This is a genomic window from Corallococcus sp. CA053C (genome assembly GCF_003611675.1).
In the GTDB taxonomy this organism is placed as follows: Bacteria; Myxococcota; Myxococcia; order Myxococcales; family Myxococcaceae; genus Corallococcus.
Map to the genome: position 1 here is coordinate 1 of NZ_RAWA01000115.1, position 23,712 is coordinate 23,712.

At 71.6% G+C, this 23,712-nt stretch carries 17 protein-coding genes; 8 read left to right on the forward strand and 9 right to left on the reverse strand.

The annotated features are described in order from the left end of the window. Positions 1 to 24: 24 nt before the first annotated feature. Positions 25 to 4,530 carry a hypothetical protein gene (locus tag D7V97_RS17330; protein WP_199728837.1) on the forward strand — a complete coding sequence of 1,502 codons (4,506 nt, stop codon included), beginning with the start codon at positions 25 to 27 and terminating at the stop codon, positions 4,528 to 4,530. Positions 4,531 to 4,536: 6 nt separating this feature from the next. Here D7V97_RS17330 and D7V97_RS17335 read toward each other — a convergent pair whose 3' ends face one another. The 8 genes from D7V97_RS17335 to D7V97_RS17370 all read right to left on the reverse strand — a co-directional run bounded on the left by D7V97_RS17335 (position 4,537) and on the right by D7V97_RS17370 (position 13,582). Further along, entirely contained in the window at positions 4,537 to 5,160 is a 624-nt protein-coding gene (locus D7V97_RS17335) for a hypothetical protein (protein WP_120611755.1), read from the reverse strand. 95 nt (positions 5,161 to 5,255) lie between these two features. After that, positions 5,256 to 6,932, reverse strand: coding sequence for an amidase (locus tag D7V97_RS17340; RefSeq protein ID WP_120611756.1), 1,677 nt, complete (start codon positions 6,930 to 6,932; stop codon positions 5,256 to 5,258). A gap of 11 nt (positions 6,933 to 6,943) precedes the next feature. Beyond that, on the reverse strand, positions 6,944 to 7,960 hold the full coding sequence (locus tag D7V97_RS17345; protein WP_199728838.1) for a M12 family metallopeptidase: 1,017 nt from the start codon (positions 7,958 to 7,960) through the stop codon (positions 6,944 to 6,946). A gap of 112 nt (positions 7,961 to 8,072) precedes the next feature. Then, positions 8,073 to 8,471, reverse strand: a complete 399-nt coding sequence (locus tag D7V97_RS17350) for a cupin domain-containing protein (protein WP_120611757.1) — start codon at positions 8,469 to 8,471, stop codon at positions 8,073 to 8,075. 156 nt (positions 8,472 to 8,627) lie between these two features. Next, positions 8,628 to 9,521, reverse strand: coding sequence for a protein-glutamate O-methyltransferase CheR (locus tag D7V97_RS17355; RefSeq protein WP_120611758.1), 894 nt, complete (start codon positions 9,519 to 9,521; stop codon positions 8,628 to 8,630). A gap of 4 nt (positions 9,522 to 9,525) precedes the next feature. Further along, a complete protein-coding gene (locus tag D7V97_RS17360; RefSeq protein WP_120611759.1) occupies positions 9,526 to 10,095 on the reverse strand; it encodes a chemotaxis protein CheW in 570 nt (189 codons plus the stop codon). 14 nt (positions 10,096 to 10,109) lie between these two features. Next, complete coding sequence (locus tag D7V97_RS17365; protein ID WP_120611760.1) at positions 10,110 to 11,840, reverse strand: methyl-accepting chemotaxis protein; 1,731 nt, start codon at positions 11,838 to 11,840, stop codon at positions 10,110 to 10,112. 2 nt (positions 11,841 to 11,842) lie between these two features. Beyond that, the gene (locus tag D7V97_RS17370) at positions 11,843 to 13,582 is read right to left on the reverse strand and encodes a chemotaxis protein CheA (protein WP_120611761.1); all 1,740 of its coding nucleotides are present in this window, start codon (positions 13,580 to 13,582) and stop codon (positions 11,843 to 11,845) included. Between the two features lie 640 nt (positions 13,583 to 14,222). Here D7V97_RS17370 and D7V97_RS17375 point away from each other — a divergent pair. The 4 genes from D7V97_RS17375 to D7V97_RS17390 all read left to right on the forward strand — a co-directional run bounded on the left by D7V97_RS17375 (position 14,223) and on the right by D7V97_RS17390 (position 20,235). Continuing rightward, entirely contained in the window at positions 14,223 to 18,578 is a 4,356-nt protein-coding gene (locus tag D7V97_RS17375; protein ID WP_120611762.1) for a carboxypeptidase regulatory-like domain-containing protein, read from the forward strand. 132 nt (positions 18,579 to 18,710) lie between these two features. Next, positions 18,711 to 19,508 carry a ferritin-like domain-containing protein gene (locus D7V97_RS17380; RefSeq protein WP_120611763.1) on the forward strand — a complete coding sequence of 266 codons (798 nt, stop codon included), beginning with the start codon at positions 18,711 to 18,713 and terminating at the stop codon, positions 19,506 to 19,508. A 14-nt stretch (positions 19,509 to 19,522) separates the two neighbouring features. Further along, entirely contained in the window at positions 19,523 to 19,732 is a 210-nt protein-coding gene (locus D7V97_RS17385; RefSeq protein ID WP_147444842.1) for a hypothetical protein, read from the forward strand. Positions 19,733 to 19,743: 11 nt separating this feature from the next. Continuing rightward, positions 19,744 to 20,235 (forward strand): serine/threonine protein kinase, encoded by a 492-nt coding sequence (locus D7V97_RS17390; protein ID WP_120611768.1) that lies wholly within the window; start codon positions 19,744 to 19,746, stop codon positions 20,233 to 20,235. A 5-nt stretch (positions 20,236 to 20,240) separates the two neighbouring features. On the opposite strand, the gene D7V97_RS17395 is transcribed toward D7V97_RS17390, so the two are convergent. Then, positions 20,241 to 21,179: an RluA family pseudouridine synthase gene (locus D7V97_RS17395; protein ID WP_120611765.1), complete on the reverse strand. Its 939-nt coding sequence runs from the start codon at positions 21,177 to 21,179 to the stop codon at positions 20,241 to 20,243. A 126-nt stretch (positions 21,180 to 21,305) separates the two neighbouring features. On the opposite strand from D7V97_RS17395, the gene D7V97_RS17400 reads away from it, so the two are divergent. The 3 genes from D7V97_RS17400 to D7V97_RS17410 all read left to right on the forward strand — a co-directional run. After that, a complete protein-coding gene (locus D7V97_RS17400) occupies positions 21,306 to 22,553 on the forward strand; it encodes an MFS transporter (RefSeq protein ID WP_120611766.1) in 1,248 nt (415 codons plus the stop codon). Between the two features lie 45 nt (positions 22,554 to 22,598). Next, positions 22,599 to 22,895 (forward strand): hypothetical protein, encoded by a 297-nt coding sequence (locus D7V97_RS17405; RefSeq protein ID WP_120611767.1) that lies wholly within the window; start codon positions 22,599 to 22,601, stop codon positions 22,893 to 22,895. A 626-nt stretch (positions 22,896 to 23,521) separates the two neighbouring features. Then, the coding region (locus tag D7V97_RS17410) for a hypothetical protein (protein ID WP_147444843.1) at positions 23,522 to 23,712 on the forward strand (191 nt) is incomplete at its 3' end.

A 23,712-nucleotide genomic window follows, 5' to 3' on the forward strand; every position in this document is an offset into this window, starting at 1 on the left:
ACGTTGGGGGGCGGGCTGGAGGCCATGGTCGCGCTCGATGAGGTCGAGGGCGCGCCCCGCCTGCACGAATACATCTGGTGGTTCCTCGGCGCGGTGCTCGTGCTGGGCGGCTCGCTCATGGGCGTCCGCGAGGCGTGGCGGGCGCTCGGCGGCGTGCCCCGGCAGCTGCTCGTGTCGGGCGCGCTCCTGGGCTACCACGCGGCCTTCATCGGGCTGGGAGCGTTCCTGGCGCGGCGCTCGCTGTCGGCCGGGCGGGTCCTCGCGGGCATCGGGCTTGCCCTGCTGCCGGTGGTGTTCATCGCGCTGTCTTCGCTGGTGGCGTTGACACCGGTGGTGGGCTTCCCCGTCGCAATCGGGGTCGCGGCCCTCGCCCTCCTGCCGCTGAGGACCGCGGGGCGGCTGTTGCATGGGACGTCCGCCGGGTCGCTCGCGGTGGCGCTGTTCCCCTCGCTGCTGGCGGGGCTGCCGTTGATGGGGTGGGACGAAGCGCCCTGGCTGCGCGCGCTGTGTGCGTCCGCGGGCGTGGTGGCGCTCGGTGCCACGGTGTGGCGTGCGCGAAGGGCGGCTCCGGGCAAGGCGCTGTTCGTCAGCGCGGGCGCCGCGCTCTACGGGGCGCTCTGGCTGGCGGTCTTCTGCGTGGCGAGCGGGCCCTCCGGCTTCGATGCGCTGGAGCCGGGCAGTGCCCTGTTCGCGGGCCTCACGCTCTGGGCGGTGGCGCTCGGCGCGGTGGTGGCGTGGGCCGCGTCCACGGACTCCGTCCGCGAGGCGTATCCGCGCGCGGGCCCGGTGTTCGAGACGCTGGCGCACGCGGTGGTGGCGAGCGCCGCGCTCGCGGGGGCCCTGGGCGCGTTCTCCGTCTCGCCGGGGGATGACGGCCTGCTGGATGTGGCGTCCGCGTGCGCGCCCGTGCTGGCCGCGTGGATCTTCTTCGCGCTGGAGCCGCGACGCCGGGCGCTGGTGCACACGGGCGTCATGGCCGCGCTGCTCTCGGGGACGCTGTTCGCGCGCATCCTGGCGCCCGCGGAGCCGGCGTGGTGGTGCTTCGGTGTCGCGGCGGTGTCCGCCGGCTTGATGCTCATGGCACGGACGAACCCGGCCCAGGGCCTGCGCAACCGGATGCTCGCGTGGAGCATCGTCGTCTCCCTGGCGACGCTGCCCGTCGTCACGTGGGCGTCCTGGGGTTGGGGGTCAGGCGGGTTCTGGCCGAAGGCGCTGACGGGGCTGGTGGTCGCGGTCGCGGCCCACGTGGCAGGCGGCTGGAACTGGCGGGGCCTCCACTACCTGGGCGGAGTCGCCGCGCTGTTCGGGGCGCTCGCGTTCGTCGCGGGGACCCCGGAGCTTGCCTCGAACACGGCGAGCCTCACCGTCTTCGCGCTCGCGGCGGGGCTCTACGGGGTCGCCGGGTTCGTGCAGGACGCGTGGATGCGGCGCACGGGTCGGAGCGACCTGCTCCAGCCCCTGGAGGACCTCTCGCTGGGCCTCGCCGCGCTCGGGGTGGTGCTGGCCCTGGGCGTGACGCCCACCCTGCCGTCCATGGCCACGGCCACGAACGGAGCGCTGCTCGTCTGCGTGCCCACGGTGCTGGCCACGGCGGTGTTGCTGCTGCGCCTGCGCAGGGAGGGCAGCCGGCTGGTGGGCTTCCTCGCGGCCATGGGGCTCGCGCTCACGGTGACGCGCGGCCTGGGCACGGTCTCCGACTTCAACTCGCCGCGGGCCGCCCTCGTGGCCGCGTCGCTGGGGCTCGGCTTCGCGCTCCTCGCGGCGCTGCGCGGTCGCGGCCCTGCCACGGAGAACGCGCCGCGGCCGAAGGTCCGTCGGCTGCTGGGCGGCATCCCCCTGCCCTTCGGCGCGCGGGGGCGGCCCCTGTTCACGGATGGCTTCGCCGCCGCGGCGCTCGTGCAGGCCGTCTTCGCCACCGTCACGCTCATCCAGTGGATCCCCGTACCCGTCAGCGCCGAGCGGCCCGACTTCCTGCTCGCGGGAGCGCTGCTCACGGCGCTGGCGCTGCTGGCGTTCGTGTCGCGCGGCTTCGTGGCGTATCAGCTGCGCGGCTCGGTGGTGACGCTCGCCGCGGGCGGAGGGTTCATCGCGCTCACCGCCATCATCAACCGCGCGGGCCGACCGCTTCCGCCCGATGTGGTGGGCTTCCGCCTCCCGCTCATCGGCATCGCGCTCTGGGCCCTGGCGCTGGCGACGCGGCGCTTCGGCCCGTGGCTCGGCAGGCGCCTGGAGAAGCCGCTGCACGGGCCGCTCTACCACGCGGTGCCGCACCTGGGCGTGGCCGCGCTGGCCGTGGTCCTCGTGCGCTCCGCCGTGAAGGTGGGGCTGCCGGATCCGTCCCGTGCGCTCGGCGTGGTGCCGCCGCTCATGGTGCTGGGCTCGGCGCTGCTCTGGCTGTTGCTCGCGGCCTCCTTCCGCTCACGGCCGCTGATCCACCTGGGCCTCCTGCTGGGCCTGCCCGGCGCCGCGCTCTGGGGCGCGCAGCAGTCCCTGCTCGGGGCGCCGCTGGCCACGCTGCTGCCTCCGGACGGGCAGTGGGTGCGCGCCACCGCGGTGGAGGCCCTCGGCGCCTCTCTCTCCTGGCTCCAGCCCGAGGCGTGGCTTGCTCCCGGCGACACCCTCTTCCTCCTGTGGCAGCGGGCCTTCGCGGGCGTCGCCGCCGCGGGGCTCGTCTATGCCGGGGTGGCATTGGGGGTGGGCCGCCTGGAAGCGGGGCGCGCCTTCCTCCGCCGCCTCTTCTCCCTGGGCGACGAGTACCTCCACCTGCCCTTGCTCCGGGCCCTGCGCCGCTGGTCCTTCACGGCCGTGATGCTCGTGGCGGCGGCGGCGTTCTTCCAGCCCGGGCTCACGGCCGCGGGGCTCGCCTTCGCCACGGGGGCCGTGCTGTTCATCGGAGGGGCGCGCGGTCCGGGGCGGAGCGCCCTGGGCGTCGGCCTCCTCCTGCTCATCCATGCCCAGGCGCACCGCCTCGACTTCTTCGCGACATGGCCGGGCCCGGTGCTCGCGCTGGTGGCGCTGGCGGTGGTGGCGCTCAGCCCGTGGGTCGCGCGGCGGCGGGGGCTCGACGCGGGCTCCACGCGGTTCCGCGCCCACCTCGCCGTGGTGCCCTACGGCCTGGCGGCGATGGCCTATGCGCTGGCCGCGACGCAGGCGACGTCGACAACGGCGGCCGTCCCCGTCCTCGTCTGGCGGATGCTCGTGGGCCTGGACGGGCGGTGGATGGTCTCCCCCGCGCTCCCAATGACGCTCGCGCTCATCGCCGCGACGCTGCTCGTGGCGGCGTTCCAGTGGCGGGGCGCCTTCGCCGGGTTCGTGGCGGGGCTCGGGACGGCCGTGATGGGCAGCGCCGTCGTCTCCGCGCTGATGGTGTCCTTCGTCATCCGCGCGCTCCAGCTCGCGCAGTGGCCGGACTACGCGCCCCTCTTCATGTCCCAGGGCGCGGCGCTGGCCCTGGCCGCCGCGGGGAGCGCGCTGGCGCTGCACGTGGCCCACCGCGTGACGTCGCGGCGGCGGAGCGACGTGGCGGATGGAATGGGCTGGGGGCGCGACCTGTGGCTGGTGGCGACCGGCGTGCTGCTCGCCGTCCTCGCCGTGGGGGGCCAGGCGACGGAGGAGGCGCTGCCGCTGGCGCTCGCGGCCATCGGGCTGGCCGTGGGCGTGTCCCTGCACTGCGCGTGGCGCGAGCACACCGGCCGGCACGTGTACTTCGTGCAGGTGGCGGTGGTGGGCGTCTACGCGCTGGTGCGCGGCCTGTACGCGCAGGGCCTGCGCCCCGAGCATGACGCCCTCTTCGCGCTGTCATTGGGCTTCGTCCTGGTGGGCGTGACGGTGCTGGCGCGCAGGGCGGGCGTGCGCCCCGTGGAGCAGGCGACGCGGCGGTTCGCGGCGCTGCTGCCCATTGGCATCGCGCTCGTCCTCCCGGGGGACGCGACGGGCGAGGCGGCCCTGCTCGCGGGCGGCTCGGGCCTGCTGTATTCGGCGCTGGGCGCGGTGGAGCGCAGCCGGATGTTCGGCGCGTTCGCGGCGGGTGCCGCCAACCTCGCGCTGCTCATCGCCGCGCTCGCGTTCGGGCTGGAGGGGCTGGAGGTGTACCTGGCGCCGCTCGGCCTGCTGCTCCTGATGCTGGGGCAGCTCTTCACGGCCAGCCTGCCGCACGCCGCCCGCAACGCGGTGCGCATCCTCGGAGGGCTGCTGCTGTACGTGCCCGCGGCGGCGAAGCTGGCGCTGCGGATGGGCGAGTCGGCGGACGGGACGTATGCGCTCGTCTTCGGGGCGGTCTGCCTGCTGGGCGTGGCGGTGGGGATGGCGTTGCAGATCCGCGCCTACCTCGCGCTGGGGACGCTGTTCCTCACCCTGGACGTGGTGGCCAACCTGCTCGACGCGGGGCTGAGGGACCACCGCATCGGGTTCCTGGTGATGACGCTCACCGGGCTCACCATCGTGGGCGGCCGCGTGCTGGCCACCCTCAAGCGGGAGGAGTGGGCGCTCCTGACCCAGCGCGTGCGCATGCAGCTGCGCGGCTGGGATTGAGGGCCGCTACTGCACGAGGGGCGCGCGGAACACCTCGCCGTCGCTTCCCTCCAGCACGAGGCTCGCCTCGTCCGAGTGCCCCACGCGCAAGGCCGCGCGCGTCTGTCCGCGCCGGTCCACCAGCAGCAACCCGGGCGAGCCGTTCTCGTCCGCGCCGAGGATGGCGCGGGGCCGCCCGTTCGCATCCGCCAGCTCCAGCCGCGAAGAGCCGTCCACCTGGAGCCCCACGGAGAACAGCTCCACGCCTCCGGAGTTGGACAACGTGAGGCGCGGGGCCTCGTCCGAGAACACCATCAGCTCCGCCAGCGACTCGCCCTCCGCGGTGGAGAAGCGCAGCCGGGGGGACTCGTCCTCGCCCAGGCCCAGCAGCGCCCGGGGCCGGCCCTGATTGTCGTGCAACACCAGCGCCGCGCCGCCGCCCCGGTCCGTGCCCAGGGTGGCCCGCGTACGGCCCTGCGCATCTCGGAGCACCAGCCGGGAGACGACGAGCTCTCCAGGATGCGTCGGTGCATCCCGCAGGGCCGCCGCGCCCAGGCCCACGCCTGCCAGGGCGAGCGCGGCGAAGGTGAGGCCCTGCAACCGTCGGAAGCGGGCATCCAGCCGCTCCAGGCGCGTGTCGATTGAGTCCATCCCGGGGTCGCCTCCTGTCCGCGCCACCCTGGCGGGACGAAAGCCGACGCTAACAAAAGCGAAACCCGCCCGGGCGCCGGGACCTGCTCGCGCCGTCAGGGCAGGACATTCACGTGGACGGCCGGCGTGCGGCGCTCCGTCGCGCGCTCCACCACCCGGCCCAGGCGCAGCAGCAGGTGTTCCTCATAGGGCCGTCCCATGAGGTGCACGCCCACCGGCAGGCCCGCGCGGTCGAAGCCCGCCGGCACCGAGAGGGCGGGGCAGCCCGTGAGGTTCGCCAGGCGGATGAAGCGCATCAGCGCGTCCACCATGGGCAGGTTCGACTCTCCGGCGGGGAGCGCCGCTTCGGGGATGAGCGGGGCGGTGCTGGCCGTCGTCGGCGTGACGATGACATCCACGTCCGCCATGAGCGCCAGCAGCTCCCGGGTCAACCGCTGCCGGTGCCGCAGCGCATGGACGAAGTCCGTCGCCCGGAAGTGACGCCCGAGCGCCAGGTTGGTGCGCGAGTCGAGCCCGAACACGGACGCGCGCACCTTCACCTGCGGCAGCATCGCCTCCGTCATCTCACTCAGGATGATGCAGCTGTGCGTCCAGAGAATGGTGTTGAGGTCGGGCGGAGGAAGCTCCACCACCGTGGCCCCCGCGTCGGTGAGGGCCCGCACCGCGTCGCGGCACCGGGCCACCACGTCCGCGTCGGCGTCCTCGAAGTGCGGCGTGCAGAGGCCCAGACGGACGCCCTTCAACGCGCCGTCTTCATAGCCAGACAGGTGGTGCGGCGGTTGTTGCAGCGACGCGACATCCCGCCCGTCGGAGCCCGCGACAATCGCATACACCGCCGCGACGTCGTCCACGGTGAGGCCCATGGGGCCGACGTGCGCCACGTTCCAGCACAGCGGCGGCACGCCCGTCTCCGGGATGCGGCCCCAGGTTGCCTTGAGGCCCACGACCCCGCAGAGCGCGGCCGGGATGCGGATGGAGCCGCCCCCGTCCGCGCCAATGCTCACCGGGCACAGCCCCGCCGCCACGACGGCCCCGGAGCCGCTGGAGCTGCCGCCGGTGAGGTGGCCCCGGTTCCACGGGTTGCGCGCGGCGCCGTGGTGCGGGTTCAGCCCGATGGGGTTGATGCCAATCTCCTGCATGTTGGCCTTGCCCAGGATGACCGCGCCCGCGGCCTTCAGGCGCGCGGCCACGGTGGAGTCGGCCTGGGCCGGCTCGGAGCGGAACGTCGTGCCCAGCGTCGTGGGGAAGCCCGCCAGGTCCAGCTCGTCCTTCAGGACGACGGGCACCCCGTCGAGCACGCCCAGGGGCCTGCCCGCGCGCAGCCGCTCCCCCGCCGCTTCCGCCGCCCGCAGCACCTCGTCGGGTTTGCGCGCGATGAAGAGGCCCAGGCGGTCGGCGCCGCCGTCCAGCCGCTCGATGGCTTCGTGGAGCCGGTGCACCACGGCCACCGGATCCGTCCCGCCGTCCCGGTACGCGCGCGCGAAGGCCGCCACCGTCTCCCGCGGTGGCGCCACCGGCGACGCGGCGATGGCGCGCGCGGCCTGCGCCTCCGGGGTCTGCGGTTCGGCCGGCGGCGCACCGGGCGGCAGGGGGTACTGGAGGGGCGTCGCATCGCCGGCGGACAGCTCACGCCACCGGTCGATGCCGCTGTCCCGCATCAGCTTCTCCACCAACGCGGGCCCGACGCCGCCCCGCTCCAGGGTGTTGACGAGGGCCTTGAGGGCCACGCCAGACAGACGCGGGGCCTTCACCGGAGGGCGTTGGTAGGGCATGGAAAGGCAGCCTACATGATGTGTTGCGGATCCTGTGCCGCGCCCCAATCCTGCGCGTACGCCTGGGCCATCGTGGGAACGAGCTCCGCTTCGCCCTCCACCTTCTCCTTGCGGCCGGCCTTCACCTCTCCGAAGCCGAACTTCGGGTAGATGAGGCCCGCGAACAGCGAGTCCGTCCCGTTGATGTCCACGCCTCCCAGGATGGGCTGCCCGTCGCGCGTGATGGAGGCCGGCAGCTGGTAGCACATGATGGAGGTCTGATCCGGTGGCGTGGAGAAGATGGTCTTGTCATCGAGCGGGGTGAGCACCTGCTGGTCGACCGTGGCCTTGTCCCAGCCCTGCGTCCGGAGGAAGTACGCGTACGCCTTGGCGGGGTCGATGCGCGCCACCAGCTCGCGGCGCATGTGCTCGTGCGGGAAGCCCAGCGTGTGCCCTGCCTCGTGCCGGATGACACGGCGGTACTCGGACTCCGGCGTGTTCATCGTGAACGCGTCCAGGTTCATCGTCGGCAGGTGCGTGGGGATGAGCTTGATGTCCGTGCCCAGGTACGACCAGAAGCCGTCCGGGCCCCGGGAGATCCGGACGTCGCCCGTGCCACTCGTCTCGACGAACGAAACCCCGGCGCTCGCGGCCCAGGCGTTCAGGTGTTGGACGATGCGCGCGCGCAGGTTGGCCGGGGTGGACTCCAGGAAGCTGACGGTCAGCTTGCGCGTGGCGGGCCCCCAGTACTTCGACGTCAGGAGCGCGATGCGCAGCGGGTCCAGCGGAAGGCTCACGCCCATCGCGGCGAGCGGCCCCAACACCGGCGCGTTCACCGGGTTGACCTTCGTCGCCACCTCCGCGGCCCTCACCAGCAGGCGCCTGGGCAGCAGCTTCAGCGTGCACCCCCCCGTGCTGGCGGGATGGTACTCCCTGCTTTCCGCCTCCTCGAAGTGCTCATGCTCCGTCACTCCTCCCTCCTGCGTCACCGAGCGGATCAGCTCGGAGATCTGGAGGAGGACCGCGCGGATCCTGTCTGCGTCACTCATGGCATTGCCTTCCGTGGGATGGGCCCGTGGGCCCAGGGTCCCCCGTAACTTCAGACACGCGGGTGCCACGTGCATGCGGGTGCGCGCGCCCGCCCCCGGCGAGGGCCCGGGCCTACTGCAAGGAGGGCTGCGGCGCCTCGTCCCTGCCCATGCGGACGCGGGCGTAGTCCTCCGCCCCGGTGAAGTCCACGACGCGGCAGACCTCATCGCCCACGACCCAGGCATCGTGGCCCGGCGGAATGAAGGCGACGTCGCCCGGATCCAGGTCCAGCTCCTGGCCATCCCGCATCTGGATGTGCATCCGTCCGGTGAGGACGCAGAGGGTGTGGACGACCTCGCAGGACTCGGTGCCGGACAGAGGCTTCACGTGCTGGGACCACTGCCAGCCCGGTTCGAAGACGCCCCGCCCGATGATGAGCTCTCCGAGGTTCAGGACGTCTGCTTCACCGTGCGAAACAAAGAGCCGGCGCTCGTCCGCCTCGCCGGCCTTCTTGAGGATTGCGCGTGCCATGGTGCTGTCTCCTGGAAGGGGAGGCCGTGCCTGGACGGCCTCGGGTCCAGATCCAATCTGGAGACGAGGGCTCCCTCTCGCCCACCCACTCGGCCGTCTGGCCTGGCAGGGGCCGGCGCCGGGCGGGCATGGCTTCCGCTCCTCCCGCAGGACGCGCTACTCGCGGGACGTCGTCGCGGGGCCCGGGCGGGGCGTGTACACGTTGGCGCTCACCGAGCGCGCCGCCGCGGTGATGCCGATGAGGCTCTCCGCGTGCCCGAGGAAGAAGTACCCCGTCTCCGGCAGGCGCTGGAGCAGCCCCTGGATGACGCGCGCGCGCGCGTCCGCGCCGAAGTAGATGAGCACGTTGCGGCAGAAGATGAGGTCGAACGTCCCTTGGGGCCACGTGCTGGGGACATGCAGGTTGGCGCGGCCGAAGCGCATCACGGCGCGCAGCTCCGGGCCCGCCGTCATCAACCCCTCCTGACTGCGCACGCCCTTGAGCATGTACCTGCGCAAGAGCGGCGTCGGGATGGTCCGCGCCCGCTCCTGGCTCCAGAGCCCCTGCTCCGCGCGCTGCACGGCCCAGGTGGACAGGTCCGTCGCCACGACCTCCACGTTCCACCCGGAGCCCCGGGGGAAGGCCTCCAGGAGCGTCATCGCCAGCGAGTACGGCTCCTCTCCCGTGGAGCACCCCGCGCTCCAGACGCGGACGCTGCGGGGGCGCTGTCCCCTGCCCCCCTGCGCGGCCCACTCCGGCAGGACGTGGTCGCGCAGCAACTCGAAGTGCCGGGGCTCGCGGAAGAAGGACGTCTCGTGGGTGCAGAGGCTGTCGAGCATCCGCACCTTCTCCGCCTCGTTCCCGCGCGAGGTGACATACGCGTGGTACGCGGCGAACGAGCTCAGCCCCAGCTCGCGCAGCCGCCGCGACAGCCGGTTCGCCACCAGCGCGTTCTTCGCCGTGGACAGGTGGATGCCCGTCTCCGCCTCCACCAGTCGCTGGAACAACATCAGCTCCCCGTGCGACAGCGCGGGAGGCAACGCATGCGACCCTGCCGCGAGCACGGTCATCCCCTCACCCGTTGCCCTGGGCTTCCGGAAGCGCGGCCCCGGACGACTGCGCGGACGCCGGAGCCGGCATGGGAGCCGTCACCTCGTCGGCGGCGCTCGTCAGCCGCAGCAGCTCGTCGAGGGACAGGAGCCGGTCCAGGTCCAGCAGCAGGATGAACGCGTCCTCCTGCCGGCCCATGCCCCGCAGGAACTCCAGCCGCACGCGGGTGCCGAAGGCCGGGGGCGGTTCGATGTCGCCGGGGCCCAGCTCCAGCACCTCGCGCACGGTGTCCGCGAGCAGCCCCAGCACCGTCTGCTGGCCGTCGAACGTCGCCTCGACGATGACGAAGCAGGACCAGCGGGTGATGGGCCGGGGCGGCAGGCCGAACTTCACGGCCAGGTCCACGACGGGCACCACGCTGCCGCGCAGGTTGATGACGCCCTGCACGGCGGCCGGCATCCCCGGCACGCGCGTGACGGGGCGGTACTCGATGATCTCCCGCACCTGAAGGAGGCCCACGGCGTACTGCTCGTCCGCGAGCATGAAGCTCAGGTAGCTGGACCGGGCGCCACCGGGTTCGTTGGGGTTGTTCATGGTGCGCGGTCTCCCTAGAATCGCTGGAAGTCGGGGTGGGCCGGAGACTCCGCCGCGCCGTTCAGGTGCCCGTTGGCATGCCCGTTGGCGTGCCCGTTGAGGTGCCGGGACACGGACAGCGGCGAGGCCGCGGCGAGCGCCCCCTGCGCGGACATCTGGAGCCCCCGGCCAGGCGAGGCCGGCAGCCGGGGCGCCGTGGGCCGCGCCGGGGCGGTGGGGGCGTTGAAGCCGAAGCCCTCCACCAGCCGGAAGAACGTCATCATCTGCAGGAGCGACTCGGCCTGGGTGGCCATCTCCTCGGCGGTGGACGACAGCTCCTCCGCGGCGGAGGCGTTGCGCTGCGTGACGTGATCCACCTGCGTCATGGCGCGCGTCATCTGCGAGACGCCCACGGCCTGCTCGCGCGAGGCGTTGGTCACCTGCTGCACCAGCTCCGACGTGCGGCGGATGGCGGGCACCAGCTCACCCAGCAGCTGTCCGCTGCGCTCGGCGACCTTCACGCTGGAGGAGGCCAGGCCGCCAATCTCCTTCGCGGCCTTCTGGCTGCGCTCGGCCAGCTTGCGCACCTCCGTGGCGACGACGGAGAAGCCGCGCCCGTGCTCGCCGGCGCGGGCCGCCTCCACGGCGGCGTTCAGCGCGAGCAGGTTCGTCTGGTAGGCGATCTCCTCCACGATGGAGATGCGCTCCGCGATGGCGTTCATCGCCTCCACGGTCTCCTTCACCGCGCGGCCGCTCTCCTCCGCGTCCCGGGCGCCCTTCACGGCCGTCTGCTCCATCTCCCGGCTGTTCTCCGAGTTCTGGCGGATGCTCACGTTGAGCTGCTCCAGGCTGGCGGTGGTCTCCTCCACGGAGGCCGCCTGGGAGCTGGTGCCCTGCGACAGGCCCTGCGCGGCGGAGGCCACCTGGAGGGACGCGGACGACAGCGAGCCCGCGGCGCCGCGCACTTCGCTGATGACGCCCGACAGCCGCTGGATCATCTCCCGCATGCTGCCCATCATCCGGCCCGTCTCGTCGCGGCCCTGGGCGGTGATGTTCGCCGTGAGGTCGCCGGAGGTGACCTGCGCCGTCACCTGCACGGCCTCGTTCAGCGGCTGCACGATGCTGCGGGTGAGGAAGTAGGACAGCAGGCCCGCGAGCGCCACGCTCAAGAGGCCGCCAAAGGTGAGGGCGTTGTACAGGTCCCGCCCCAGCACGGCGGTCTGGGCGATGCGCTCCTGCAGCAGGGCCTCCTCGTCGTCGGCCAGCTTGGTGAGCATCGTGCGGATGCGGTCCGCGGTCTGCTTGCCGCGCGCGGACTGCTCCACCGCGATGAGCTGCGCCAGGTCACCCCGACCCGCGTTGACCTCGCGGCGCTGGGCGATGAGGGGCTCCAGGTGCTGGGTCACCCACTGCTGCATCAGGTCGCGGATCTCCTGCAGGCGATCCTGCTCGCGGCGGTTGCCCTGGGTGAGCTCGCGGATGCGGTCGATGTTCTGGGAGATGCTCAGGCGCGCCTGGGTGTAGGGGTCCAGGAACTTCTCGTCGCCGGTGATGAGGAAGCCGCGCTGACCCGTCTCCAGGTCGGCCATGTCACCCTCCAGGGTGCGCACGGCGATCAGCACCAGCCGGCTCTCGGTGTCGTAGTTCGACGACACGGCCGCCCGGTCCAGCGTCATGTACACCATGGCGACGAGGGCGACGATGATGGCCACCATCGAGCCGAAGGCGAGCAGCAGTTTTCCCGAGATGCTCAGGTTCTTGAACATGGTCACTCCGAAAGGGGGGACGGCCGTGACAGCGCGCGGGGCGCGTCGGAAGGGGGGAGGAGGTCCTGCGGGGAAGAGGAGGCGTCGGCAGGCTCGCCGGGCTCGCCGGCGCGGAGGATGGCCCTGCGCACCAGCGTGGGCGTGTCCAGCAGCAGGCCCACGCGGCCATCGCCCAGGATGGTGGAGCCGGAGATGCCGGGCACGCCCTGGAAGAGCTTGCCCAGGGGCCGGATGACGCGCTGGCCTTCACCCTGGAGTTCGTCCACCGCCAGCCCGATGACGCCGTCCGGGTGCTTGAGGACGACGACGTTCTCCCGGGCCGGCAGCTCGCCGCCCAGCCCGAACACCTGGCGCAGCCGCAGGTAGGGCAGCGGCTGGCCGCGCAGGGACAGGACGCCGGAGGCGCTCGACGAGCGCTCGTCCGCGGGGACCTCCATGCACTCCTGCACGCCCTGGATGGGGACGACGTAGACCTGGTCGCCCACGCCCATCGCGAAGCCCTGGATGACGGCGAGCGTGAGGGGCAGGCGCAGCGTCAGGGTGGTGCCCTTGCCTTCCTGGCTCTGGACGGAGACGGAGCCGCGCAGCGCCTCGATGTCCCGGCGCACCACGTCCATGCCCACGCCGCGTCCGGACAGCTCCGTCACGGTGGCCGCGGTGGTGAAGCCCGGCTCGAAGATGAGGCGCAACAGCTCGTCGTCGCGCAGCCGCTCGGGCGCCGCCACCAGGCCCCGCTCCCGCGCGCGCTCGCGGACCCGCTCGCGCTGGATGCCGCGGCCGTCGTCGGCCAGCTCCACCACGACGCTGCCGGCGTCATGGTAGGCCTTGAGCCGCAGGTGGCCCCGGGGGTCCTTGCCCGCGGCCCGCCGCTCGTCGGGGGACTCGATGCCGTGGTCCAGCGCGTTGCGCAAGAGGTGCAGCAGCGGGTCGCGCAGCGCGTCCAGCACCGCGGTGTCCAGCGTCGCGTCCTCGCCCTCCAGCTCCAGCAGGGCCAGCTTCTGCTGCGAGCGGGCCAGGTCGCGCACGGTGCGCAGGTGCTGGCGGAACAGCGGCCCCACCGGGACCATGCGGACCTTCATCACCTCTTCCTGGAGCTCCTCGAAGAGGGGATCCATCTCCCGCTGCTGGGCGAGCGCGTCCTCCCAGCTGGCGCCGGAGCCTTCCGCGCGCGTCAGGAATTGCGTCATCCGGCCGCGCGCGACGGACAGCTCCGCGGTGAGCGTGACGATGCGGTCCAACCGCTCCAGATCCATCCGCGAGCGGCCCCGCGTCGCGCCGCGCGCCTCCGGAAGCCGCGGGAGGCTGAGCGGGGCCGGGGCCGCCGGGGCCGCCTTCACGGACGGGTGGGCGCTGGCGGTGCTCTTGAGCAGGGCGAGGTGCGCCTTGTGGACCGCACCCAGCGAATCCACGCCGGCGAGCGACGCCTGGCTCAAGTCGCGCAGGTGGTCCACGGCGGCGAGCAGCAGCGACACCCGCTCCTCGTTCACCGTGAGGCGCTGGTCGAGCAGCGCCTGGAGGAGGTCCTCGACGCCGTGCGTGTAGTCCGTCACGGCCTGGAAGCCGAGCGACCCCGCGGCGCCCTTCAGCGTATGCGCCCCGCGCAGGATGCCCGGGAGCAGGTCGTCCGCGGGAGACACCTCCAGCGCGATGAGCCCCTCTTCCATGGAGGAGACGAGCCGCTCGGCCTCGGCCGCGAAGATGACGAGCACCTTCTCCCACTCTCCGGCTGTCTCTGACGTCATGCCCCCCAGGCCCGTCACCGTCCGGCTCCCGGACTCAAGGGAACCGTCGCGCGTAGCGGAACGTCAGGAGGGGAGTTCAGCGACAGCCGCTCGGGGGCGGAGGTCATGGGGGCTCGATGCGACAGGGGGTGGAGGCAGCGACCCTTCGGGAAACGCAGACACACGAATCCCGTCCTCACAATGTGAGCCATTGCCGCGGAGGTGGGCCGACCTCCCCGGAAGAGGAATGAGCTGAGAAAATGAGAGTATCAAGAATGTAACACGAGCACAACCCGACTGAACAAACGGCGTTTAAACGGAATTATCAGCCAGACAGCCGGCCTGCTTGCCTTCAGCTTTTTCGGAGCCCGGCCCTACCTGGGGCTGGGGTTTTCCGAGTGGGACAATGCCAGTCCTCCCCCAGCGCACCTGCACCTGCATGACCTGAAGGATTGGATTGGGACGTGTCGCGACCGCACCTGGGTCGTGCTCAACCTGCCAGCCCGCTGAAACCCGCGTCGTGTCCTGTGTCGGGCACGCCGCCATCCTGATGCGCAGTGGCAGGACCCGGCGCGACGACGCAGATCACGGCGTCGTCGCCGTCAACCCATGCCTGCCCGGGCGCCCTTTCCCCGTAGGGGCCCCAGGGGGAGAACCCGCCATGAAGTCCCTCATCCGGCCCCCCCGACGGTGGGGCGCGCTCGCGCTCGCGCTGGTCGTGCTCGCCTCGGTCCCCCTCCTCGCCGCCTCCTCGTCCCCGCCGGTGGCGTCAGCGAAGCCGCCGCCATCGAAGCCGGGCAACGCCGTCTGGCTGGTGCTCCGCCAGAAGGCAGACCTGGGCCCGGCGTATGCCATCAAGGACTGGGCCGCGCGGGGCCGCTTCGTCACCCAGCAATTGCAGACGGTCGCCCAGGGCAGTCAGAAGGACCTGCGCAACGCGCTGAACCGCCGTGGGTTGAGCTACCAGTCCGCGTGGATCATCAATGCCATCCGGGTGGATGCGGACGCCCTCACCACCAAGGAGCTGGCGCGGCACCCCGACGTCGAGCGGGTGGTGCGGGACGTGCGCTTCCAGATTCCCAAGCCGCGCCCTGGCCTCGCGGTCCATCCCACCGCGCTGGAGTGGAACGTCTCCCGGATCCGCGCCCCCGAGGCCTGGGCCACGTTTGGCACCCGGGGCGAGGGCATCACCGTGGGCAGCATCGACACGGGCGCCCAGTTCGACCACCCCGCGCTGGCGCGCCAGTACCGCGGGCGCCAGGCGGACGGCAGCGTGGACCACAACTACAACTGGTTCGACCCGACCCAGACATGCGGCAGCCCGTCGCTCGCGCCCTGTGACAACGCGGGGCACGGCACGCACACGCTGGGCACGATGGTGGGCGACGACGGCGCACCGGGGGCGAACCAGATTGGCGTGGCTCCGGGCGTGCGGTGGATGACCGCCAAGGGGTGTGAGGATCTGGGCTGCTCGGTGGAGGCGCTGTTGGCCGCCGGCCAGTGGATGCTGGCCCCCACGGACTTGAACGGCGGCAACCCACGACCGGACCTGCGGCCGCAGATCATCAACAACTCCTGGGGCGGTGGGCCCACGGATCCCTTCTTCCAGTCCATCGTGCAGGCATGGGTCGCCGCGGGCATCTTCCCTGTCTTCTCCAATGGCAATGATGGCGAATCCGGCTGCGGCACCTCCGGAACCCCCGGTGCCTACCCGGAGTCCTACAGCGCTGGCGCGTTCGACATCAACGGCACCATCGCGTCGTTCTCCGGCCGGGGCGCCTCGGCGTTCGGCGGCATCCTCAAGCCAGACATCGCGGCGCCGGGCGTGAACGTGCGCAGCAGCGTGCCGGGCGGCGGATATGAAGCCTACAGCGGCACGTCCATGGCCTCGCCCCACGTCGCGGCGACGGTCGCCCTGATGTGGTCGGCGGCCCCCTCGCTGCTGGGGGATGTGGCCACCACGCGCGCGCTGCTCGACGCGTCGGCGGTGGACCGGGAAGACCTGGGCTGTGGGGGCACGCCCGCTGACAACAACGTCTGGGGCGAAGGGACCCTGGATGCCTTTCGCGCGGTCGAGCTCTCTCCGCGAGGGCCCACGGGGCTGCTCGCGGGCCAGGTCACCGTGGCGTCCACGGGCACCGCGCTCGCGGGGGCCCGCGTCGACGTGACGGGCCCCACCGAAAGGACGACGGTCACGGACGCCCAGGGGAGCTACTCGCTCGTGCTCCCCGTGGGCAGCTACACGGTGACGGTCCGCCTGTTCGGCTACGAGACGGTCACCGTCACCGGGGTCGGGGTGAGCGAGGGCGGCACCGCCACCCAGGACTTCTCCCTGGCCCGGGTGCCTTCGCACGAGGTCTCCGGCCGCGTCACGGATGCGTCGGGCGCCCCGGTGGCCAACGCCACCGTCACCCTGCTGGGGACGCCCCTTGCGCCGGCCATCACCGGCGCGGACGGCCGCTACCACTTCGAAAAAGTGCCGGAGGGTCCGTATGACGTCCGGGTGGAGGCAGGAGGCTGCTTCGACGCGGTGACGCTCCCGCTGGTGGTGGACGGTGAAGAGGTGCTGGACTTCGTGCTGAGCGGCCGGTCGGACGCGTACGGCTACTTCTGCCGGCTCCAGGGCTCCGCCTATGTCGAAGCCACCACGGTCGTCCCGCTGACAGGGGATGACGAATCCATCGAGCTACCCCTGCCCTTCCCCTTCACCTTCTATGGGCAGACGTATGACAAGGTGTTTGTCTCGACGAATGGCTCGCTGAACTTCCTCGCGCCCAACGCGTTCAACATCAACGGCCCGGTTCCGGACACCGCTCCCCCCAACGCGGCCCTCCACCCGTTCTGGGATGACTTCATCGTGGACGCGGCGGCCAGCGTCCGCATCCTGGAGCGGGGCACGGCGCCGTCGCGCGAGTTCGTCATCGAGTGGCGGGACGTCTCGTTCTACGAGGCCCCGGAGGCGAGCGTGAGCTTCGAGGTGGTGCTCTTCGAGGACGGGCGGGTGCTGATGCAGTACCGGGACCTCGACGCCAGCGCGCTGGAGCAGGGTGGTTCAGCGACGGTGGGCATCGAGAACGCGTCCGGCACCGTCGGGCTGATGACCTCGTTCAACACGCCCTCCCTGCGCTCGGAGCGGGCCATCCTGTTCGACCTGCCGCCCAACGGCTTCGTCCAGGGCGTCGTGACGGATGCCAATGACGGGCTGCCGGTCGCCGACGCCACCGTGCGCGCCCTGGTGGGGGGCAGCGTGTTCCGGGTCGCCACCACGAACGCGCAGGGCCGCTACCGCCTGCAGTTGCCGCTCGGGACGTACGGGCTGGCGGTCTCCGCGCCCAACTACGGGACGGAGTCCGGCGGAGTCCGGCTGTCGGTGGATGAAGAGGTGGTGAACAGGGATTGGGTGCTGCGCACGGCCCGCGCCGTGCTCACCCCCACGGTGCTGGAGTTCATCGTCCCGCCGGGGCAGCGGCGGACGCTTCCGCTGACGCTGGGCAACACCGGTTCGGCGCCGCTGAAGTGGGAGCTGGCCGAGGCGGGCGGCGAGCAGGTGCGGCTCACGTCGCTGCGCTCGCGGGTCCGGAACCTGAAGGCGGAGCCGAACAGCCGCACCACGCGGCAGCTCATGGGCCTCGCGGCGACGCCCGGCTGGTCCGCGAGCCTGGTCGGGGACGTGCTGCGCAGCTGGCCCGCCACGGGGCTGGACGTCCCCTGGGGCGTGGGCTTCACGGGCAGCGTCTGGGTGGGGGATGCCTCACTGCGCTTCAACCACGAGTTCACCGTGGAGGGCGCGGCCACGGGGCGGACCTTCGCGACGCCGTGGGCGGGCGAGTGGCCCGCGGACATGGCCTATGACGCAGGCCGGGGGCTGATGTGCCAATTGGCCGTGGGCGGCGACAATGGCATCCACTGCTGGAACCCGCTCACGGGTGAGGAGGTGGAGGTCATCAGCGGCGCGCTCCCGTGGACGGTCACCTCCCAGCGAGGTCTGGCCTACCGCGCGGATGACGACACGTTCTACGTGGGCGGCTGGAACGAGGGCATCGTGTATCACATCAAGGGGCTCTCCCATGCGGACCGGGGCGCGGTGATCAGCCAGTGCAGCCCCCCGGACAACGCCATCTCCGGCCTCGCCTGGAACGGTTCGATGGGAGTGCTCTGGGCGGCGACCAACAGCCCCTCGGACACGATCTACGAGCTCAACCCCGCCACCTGCACCGTGCTGAACACGCTGGCGCACCCGACGCCGGGCTTCAACGGCGCCGGCCTGGAGATGGATGAGCGGGGCAACCTGTGGATGGTGGGCATGGAAGCCAAGAAGGTGTTCCTCCTGGAGAGCGGCGTGCCGGCGTTCACGGACGTCCCGTGGCTTTCGGAGCAGCCGCAGCAGGGCAGCCTGCCCCCCGGGCAGCGTCAGGAGATCGCGGTCACGGTGGACACGCGCGGGCTTGCGCCCGGTGTCTATCAGGCCACGGTGTTCGTGCGGACCAACAGCGGGCGGCAGCCATTGCAGCAGGTGCGCGTGAGCCTCATCGTCCCGGCCTACCAGCAGGCGGTGAACTCGGGCGGCGACACGTATGTCGACCGCTTCGCGAACCCGTGGGCGGCGGATCAGCGCCATGCGCCCGGAAGCTGGGGGTACCTGGAGCCGTCGGACCGGGCCTCGACGTCACGGGCCATCGCCGGCACGGTGGAGGATCGGCTCTACCAGCGGGGGCGGCGGGGCTTCGTCGAGTACCGCTTCGACAACCTGCCGCCGGGCGTGTACCAGTTGGAGCTGCGCTTCGCGGAGATCCAGGGCAAGCAGCGGCTGGAGCGCATCTACGACGTGGTGGCGGAGAACGACCTGGTGCTGCCGGCGCACGACATCGCCAACGAGGTGGGGCTGCTGCGGGCGGATGATCACGGCTTCTTCGTCACCGTCACCGACGGCCAGTTCAACCTGCGGCTCATCCCACGCCAGGGCTTCGGAGAACCGCTCGTCAATGCCATCCGGGTGACGCAGCGTCCGGACCGCTAGGTCCGGTCGCGACGCCCGTGCGTCCCCGGTGTCGGGGGACGCACGGGCGCTGGCTCCTGGACCTTCCGCTATCCAACGCGCGGATCGCGCGGGTGTCGCGCCGCACGGCCAGCTGGGCTTGTCTCGTGCGCCATGACACCAAGGAACACCCCCCTGGAGAAGGCCACGGCGAAGACGTGGGATGGGCTTTCGCGCATGGCGTTCGCGGCCGACTGGAACCCCGAGACCGCCATTGACTGGAGCCGCCCCATTGAACGGAGCGCCGTCAAGGACGGGTGGATCCAGATCCTCCAGTACTTCTACGAGGGCGAGTGGCAAGGGCTTGAGATCATCCAGCGCCTGATGAACAAGGCCGCACACCTGTTCGACACGAGCGAGATGGTCACCTACTACTCCACCCAGTGCTACGACGAGTCCAAGCACCTGTTCGTCTTCCGCACCTACCTGAACAAGCTCGACTCGCCTCCGGCGAAGCAGCGGGCATTTGATCCGCTGGTGTTCCTGGCGACGACGGGTCCCCTTGCGGTGGAGCGGTGGCTGTTGGCGACCTACTTCACGGAGTCCCTGGCGGCGACCCTCTTCCAGCGGTCGCTGGAGCTGGACGCGGTGGACCTGACGGGGAAGGAGATGATCCGCCTGATGTTGAAGGACGAGTCGCGGCACATCGCCGGCACCCGGCTGGGCGTGCAGACGCTGATGGCCCATGCGGGCCCCATCAAGACGGCGCTGCTCAAGCTCTGGTGGAAGCTCTTCGTGCGCCTGGCGGTGGCGCAGGTGCGCAGGCTGAAACGCCATGGCGACCCGATCGGCATGGAGCCCGAGTCCATCCTCGAGAAGACCTTCGGGAGGATGGCGGGGATGGAGGAGTTCGACGGCAAGTTCCTGAGTGATGACTTCGCCCGGGGATTCCTGCGCGACAGGGTCGCGTAGCGTCAGGGTGTCAGGTGCCGCATGGGCGCTCGCCGGACGGCCTGGTGCCGGACGTGGATGAGGTGGTGGGGGAGAAGCGTCTGGCTTTTCCCTTGGTGGTGGCGGACAAGGGGGCCTTCGAGGCAGATGGTGGCCAGCTCTCGGACCTGGCGCTGCGGATCTTCCGGGGTGATGGGCTCCTCCAGGTCATGGTGAGGATGGATCACACACTGCTACGGCAGTAGAAGTGCCGCTCATGTCCATCACCAAGACCCTCGGATTCAGCGCGATCGCGATCCTCTTCATGGCCTCCGGCTGCACTGCGACAGGCGGGGTGGCACTGCGCGCGGATGGAACTCCGGGACCGCAGGACTGTTCGGCGGAAGCGAAACAGATCATGCGAGCACTCCGGCTCCATGTCGGAGATACCGCGCTGGTGGAGCTCGATGCGAACCAGATCAGGTCCCGTCGCATCACGCTCTACGATGGGCCCATCGAGAGCATCTTGAAGAGCGACTTCGGCACGCTCGAAGCGACGACCCGTCTGTATGGGCAGGTCTGGACGAGCGGCCCGCAGGTCGTCATCCGTTGGTACGAGGCCCACCCTCCGGACAGCGAAAAGCTGCCGATCTGCGCGGTGGCTCGGCTCAGCGAGGACCAGATGAGGAAAGAGCCCGAGTCGAAGCCGGGCACCGCCATCCTCGACGGCTCCGTGGCAGCCGCCTACGTCGTGGATGCCTTCCGGTGAGACCGCTACGGCGTTTCTGAGCCCCCGCCGCGCAGCAGCGCCAGCCCACGCAGGAAGTCCTCGGGCAGCGGGGACTCCACCTGCACCATCTTCCCCGTCGCGGAGGAAGGCACCTCCAGGCGCCACGCGTGCAAGGCCTGTCGTCCCACGGCGAGCGCGGCCGGGTGCGTGCGCGCGGCGTCCGTGCCGTAGACGCTGTCTCCCAGCACCGGGAAGCCCGCTTCGGACAGCTGCACGCGGATCTGGTGCGTACGGCCCGTGTCCAGGTCGATGTCCAGCAGGGCCCCTTCCCGGAACCGCTCGCGCACCGTGAACGTCAGCGCCGCCCGGCGCGCGGAGGGCACGCGGGTGGTGAAGCGGCGCGGGTCCTTCGGGTCTCGCGCATACGGGCCTTCCAGCCGGCCCGTGTCCGGCGGCCTTCCCAGCACCAGCGTCTGGTAGCGCTTGTCCACGCGCTTCTCCTGAAAGGCCTTCAGGAGCGCCGCCACGGCGTCATCCGTCCGCGCCAATGCCAGACAGCCGCTCGTCTCCCGGTCCAACCGGTGCACCACCCCCGGCTGCGCCACGCCCTCCACGTCGAACGGCGGGCACCGCGCCGCGAGCAGCCCCACCACGGAGGCCGCGCGCCCCTCCGGCTCCACCACCAGCCCCGGCGGCTTGGCGATGATGATCAACGCCGCGTCGTCGTGGAGCACCGGCAGCTCCGGCCCCTCCAACGAGGAAGCCGGCGGCGGGCGGGGCTCCGGCGTCTCCAGCTCCAGTTCCTCGCCACCCCAGAGCTTGCGCGTGGCCTGCGCCTTCTTGCCCCGGATGCGCACGCGCCCCGCGTCCAGCAGCGCGCGGGCGCGCTCCGGCGTCAGCCCTGGGACGTGCTTCGTGAGGAACCGGTCGAGCCGCTCGCCCGCGACCGCCTGGGGAACCACGAGGACCTTGTGCCGCGTCATGCTCCTCCCGTCCCTCATGGCAGGCAGGGAGTCAACGCCCCTGCTGCCTCCCTCCCCTCCTCGCCGCCGTGTAGGCATGCACCCACCGAGCACGCGTCAGGGGAGCGCAGTAGAACCGGGCCCGCCTTGGCCACCTTCCAGCTCTCGCGCTTCTCCTCGTTCCGCGCCCTGTCGCACCGGGACTTCGCCTACCTCTGGGCAGGCATGCTCGTGTCCAACATCGGCACGTGGATGGAGTCGGTAGCCCTGGGCGTCTACGTCACGCAGGTGACGGGCAAGGCCGCGTGGACGGGCGGCGTCGCCGCGCTCACCCACCTGCCCTCGCTCGTGCTCGCCCCGCTGGGAGGCGCGCTCGCGGACCGCTTCGACCGGCGCAGCTTCATGGCCGTGTGCATCTGCGTCCAGGCGCTGCTCGCCGCGATGCTCACGGTGCTGGCCGCGACGGGCAACCTGACCGTGCCGTGGGTGGCGGGCATCTCGCTGCTCAACGGCGCCTTCAGCACGCTCGCCATCCCCTGCGCCACCGCGCTCACCGTCGCCGTCGTCCCGCAGGAGGACCTGCACAACGCGCTCAGCCTGGACTCGGCGCAGTTCAACCTGGGCCGCATCATCGGCCCCGTCCTCGCCGCGCTCGTGCTCACGAAGCTGGGCATCGCCGGGGCGCTCTTCATCAACACCCTCTCCTTCCTCGCCGTGCTCCTGGCCCTGGCCCGAATGCACGGCGCGGTGCGCACCACGCCGCCGAAGGTGGAGGCGCTGTGGGCCGGCATCGTCCGGGGCGTGAAGCTCGCGTGGACGGACCCCGGCATCGCGCTCGCGCTGGGGACGGTGGGGTTCGTCGGGCTGCTCATCTCCCCCTTCGTGGGGCTCATCCCCGTGTTCGCCCTCAAGGTCCTGGGCGGAGACGCCACCACCACCTCGCTGCTGCTCACCGCGCAGGGCTCGGGCGCGGTGCTCGCCGCATTCGGCACGGGGGCCATCGTCACGCGCGTGGGACGGCGGGCCCTGCTGGAGGTCTCCGTGATGCTCGTGGGCCTGTGCTCCGCCATCTTCTGGCTGTCCCCCACCCTGCCCGTGGCCATGGTCGCGCTGTTCGTCCTGGGCGCCGTGTACCTCGTCGTCTTCACCGGCCTGAAGACGGTGTGCCAGGCGCGCACGCCGCCGGAGCTTCAAGCGCGCGTGAGCAGCCTGTTCCTGCTGCTGGTGAACGTGGGCTACATGCTGGGCGTGTGGGGCCAGGGCATGCTGTCCGACCGCCTGGGCGTGCGGCCCATCACCGTGGGCGCCGCCCTGCTCTTCTTCGGCATCGTCGCGGTGACGCGCGCCCTGGGCCCCCGGGGGCTCACCACCCTCGGGGACGTGAAACCGGGCTAGGCTGGGTGCGCAGTGAATTCAGGAAACCATTTCCCTGGAGCACCCATGCGAGCAGGATTCATCAAGGGGTTGTTGCTGGCTGCGGGCGTCATGCTGGCGGGCTGTGGCGGCACGGAGGCCGTGGACGTGTCGGAGGAGCCGTCCCTCACCGACACGGAGCAGTCGCTGACGTGTGGTTCGCGGCTGCCCCCGTGTCCCGAGGGCCAGCACTGCAGCACGGACGGCATCCGGGGCACCTGCGAGTTCGACAACCCGGCGCTGTGTGGACCGGCGCTCCCGCCCTGCCCCACCGGCACCTATTGCTACGCCTACCCCCGGGGCTACTGCCGGCCCAGCCCCTGAGACAGCTTCAGGGCTGGCACTCCCCGGGAGAAGTAGATGGAGAGGCGAGCGGGGGCAGACATCGCCACCCGCCCGCTGGCGGGTGGCTCAGCTCTCGGCGGTTGCGCCCTGCTCAGCGTCCGGACGATCCTCGCGACACACCGGGGCGGCGTCCTCGGACTGAGGGGACGCGTTCGCCGTAATAGAAGCGGACGGCTCATCGTTGCGGCTCGGATCTCCGCAGTAGCCCTCCTTCTGACAGGTCGACGTGCGCATGCCTACCGCGCAAAAGGTGTTGCAGGGACTGGAGAAGCACACGTCGTCACACTGGGAAGGGAGGGCGAAGCTCGTGGCGGGGAGCAACGAGAGGAGAGCAGAGGCTGCGAGAAGGGGACGGAAGAGCATGTCGGGACTCCGTTGCGGGGTGGCGCGTGGATGCTGACCCAAAAGGAACAGCCCCGGAATCGTGGCAAACCGCTAAACCGGCTCTCGTTGACTCTCTTCCGCGCGCACACTTCGTGCGGACCGCCAGGGCATGCGGCACAGCAGGTACGTCCATGGCCTCCTGCCGCTCTCCAGCCCCGTGCTCCGAAGGCGATTGCACCCGGCCCCGGGCGCCCAGGCACCGGCGCTGCCACGGGCGCCTCATGCGGCAGCGGCGCGGGCAGTCCCTATCGGAGCCGCTGCGCGAGCCCTACGCGACGCACTGGGACAGGCTGACGGCCGCAGCCCTGGCCTACGCCGAGGCGGACGACGGCGACGAGGAGGAGTTCTCCCGCGCCCAGGACCGGCTCCGGAAGGCAGCCCAAGCCTATTCGCAGCGGGAACTGCCCCCCTG

What these genes read in the sequence shown, in the direction of transcription:
- D7V97_RS17330 (WP_199728837.1), top strand. Translation starts at nt 25, where the DNA reads ATGGTCGCGCTCGATGAGGTCGAGGGCGCGCCCCGCCTGCACGAATAC.
- D7V97_RS17335 (WP_120611755.1), bottom strand. Translation starts at nt 5,160, where the DNA reads ATGGACTCAATCGACACGCGCCTGGAGCGGCTGGATGCCCGCTTCCGA.
- D7V97_RS17340 (WP_120611756.1), bottom strand. Translation starts at nt 6,932, where the DNA reads ATGCCCTACCAACGCCCTCCGGTGAAGGCCCCGCGTCTGTCTGGCGTG.
- D7V97_RS17345 (WP_199728838.1), bottom strand. Translation starts at nt 7,960, where the DNA reads ATGAGTGACGCAGACAGGATCCGCGCGGTCCTCCTCCAGATCTCCGAG.
- D7V97_RS17350 (WP_120611757.1), bottom strand. Translation starts at nt 8,471, where the DNA reads ATGGCACGCGCAATCCTCAAGAAGGCCGGCGAGGCGGACGAGCGCCGG.
- D7V97_RS17355 (WP_120611758.1), bottom strand. Translation starts at nt 9,521, where the DNA reads ATGACCGTGCTCGCGGCAGGGTCGCATGCGTTGCCTCCCGCGCTGTCG.
- D7V97_RS17360 (WP_120611759.1), bottom strand. Translation starts at nt 10,095, where the DNA reads ATGAACAACCCCAACGAACCCGGTGGCGCCCGGTCCAGCTACCTGAGC.
- D7V97_RS17365 (WP_120611760.1), bottom strand. Translation starts at nt 11,840, where the DNA reads ATGTTCAAGAACCTGAGCATCTCGGGAAAACTGCTGCTCGCCTTCGGC.
- D7V97_RS17370 (WP_120611761.1), bottom strand. Translation starts at nt 13,582, where the DNA reads ATGACGTCAGAGACAGCCGGAGAGTGGGAGAAGGTGCTCGTCATCTTC.
- D7V97_RS17375 (WP_120611762.1), top strand. Translation starts at nt 14,223, where the DNA reads ATGAAGTCCCTCATCCGGCCCCCCCGACGGTGGGGCGCGCTCGCGCTC.
- D7V97_RS17380 (WP_120611763.1), top strand. Translation starts at nt 18,711, where the DNA reads ATGACACCAAGGAACACCCCCCTGGAGAAGGCCACGGCGAAGACGTGG.
- D7V97_RS17390 (WP_120611768.1), top strand. Translation starts at nt 19,744, where the DNA reads ATGTCCATCACCAAGACCCTCGGATTCAGCGCGATCGCGATCCTCTTC.
- D7V97_RS17395 (WP_120611765.1), bottom strand. Translation starts at nt 21,179, where the DNA reads ATGACGCGGCACAAGGTCCTCGTGGTTCCCCAGGCGGTCGCGGGCGAG.
- D7V97_RS17405 (WP_120611767.1), top strand. Translation starts at nt 22,599, where the DNA reads ATGCGAGCAGGATTCATCAAGGGGTTGTTGCTGGCTGCGGGCGTCATG.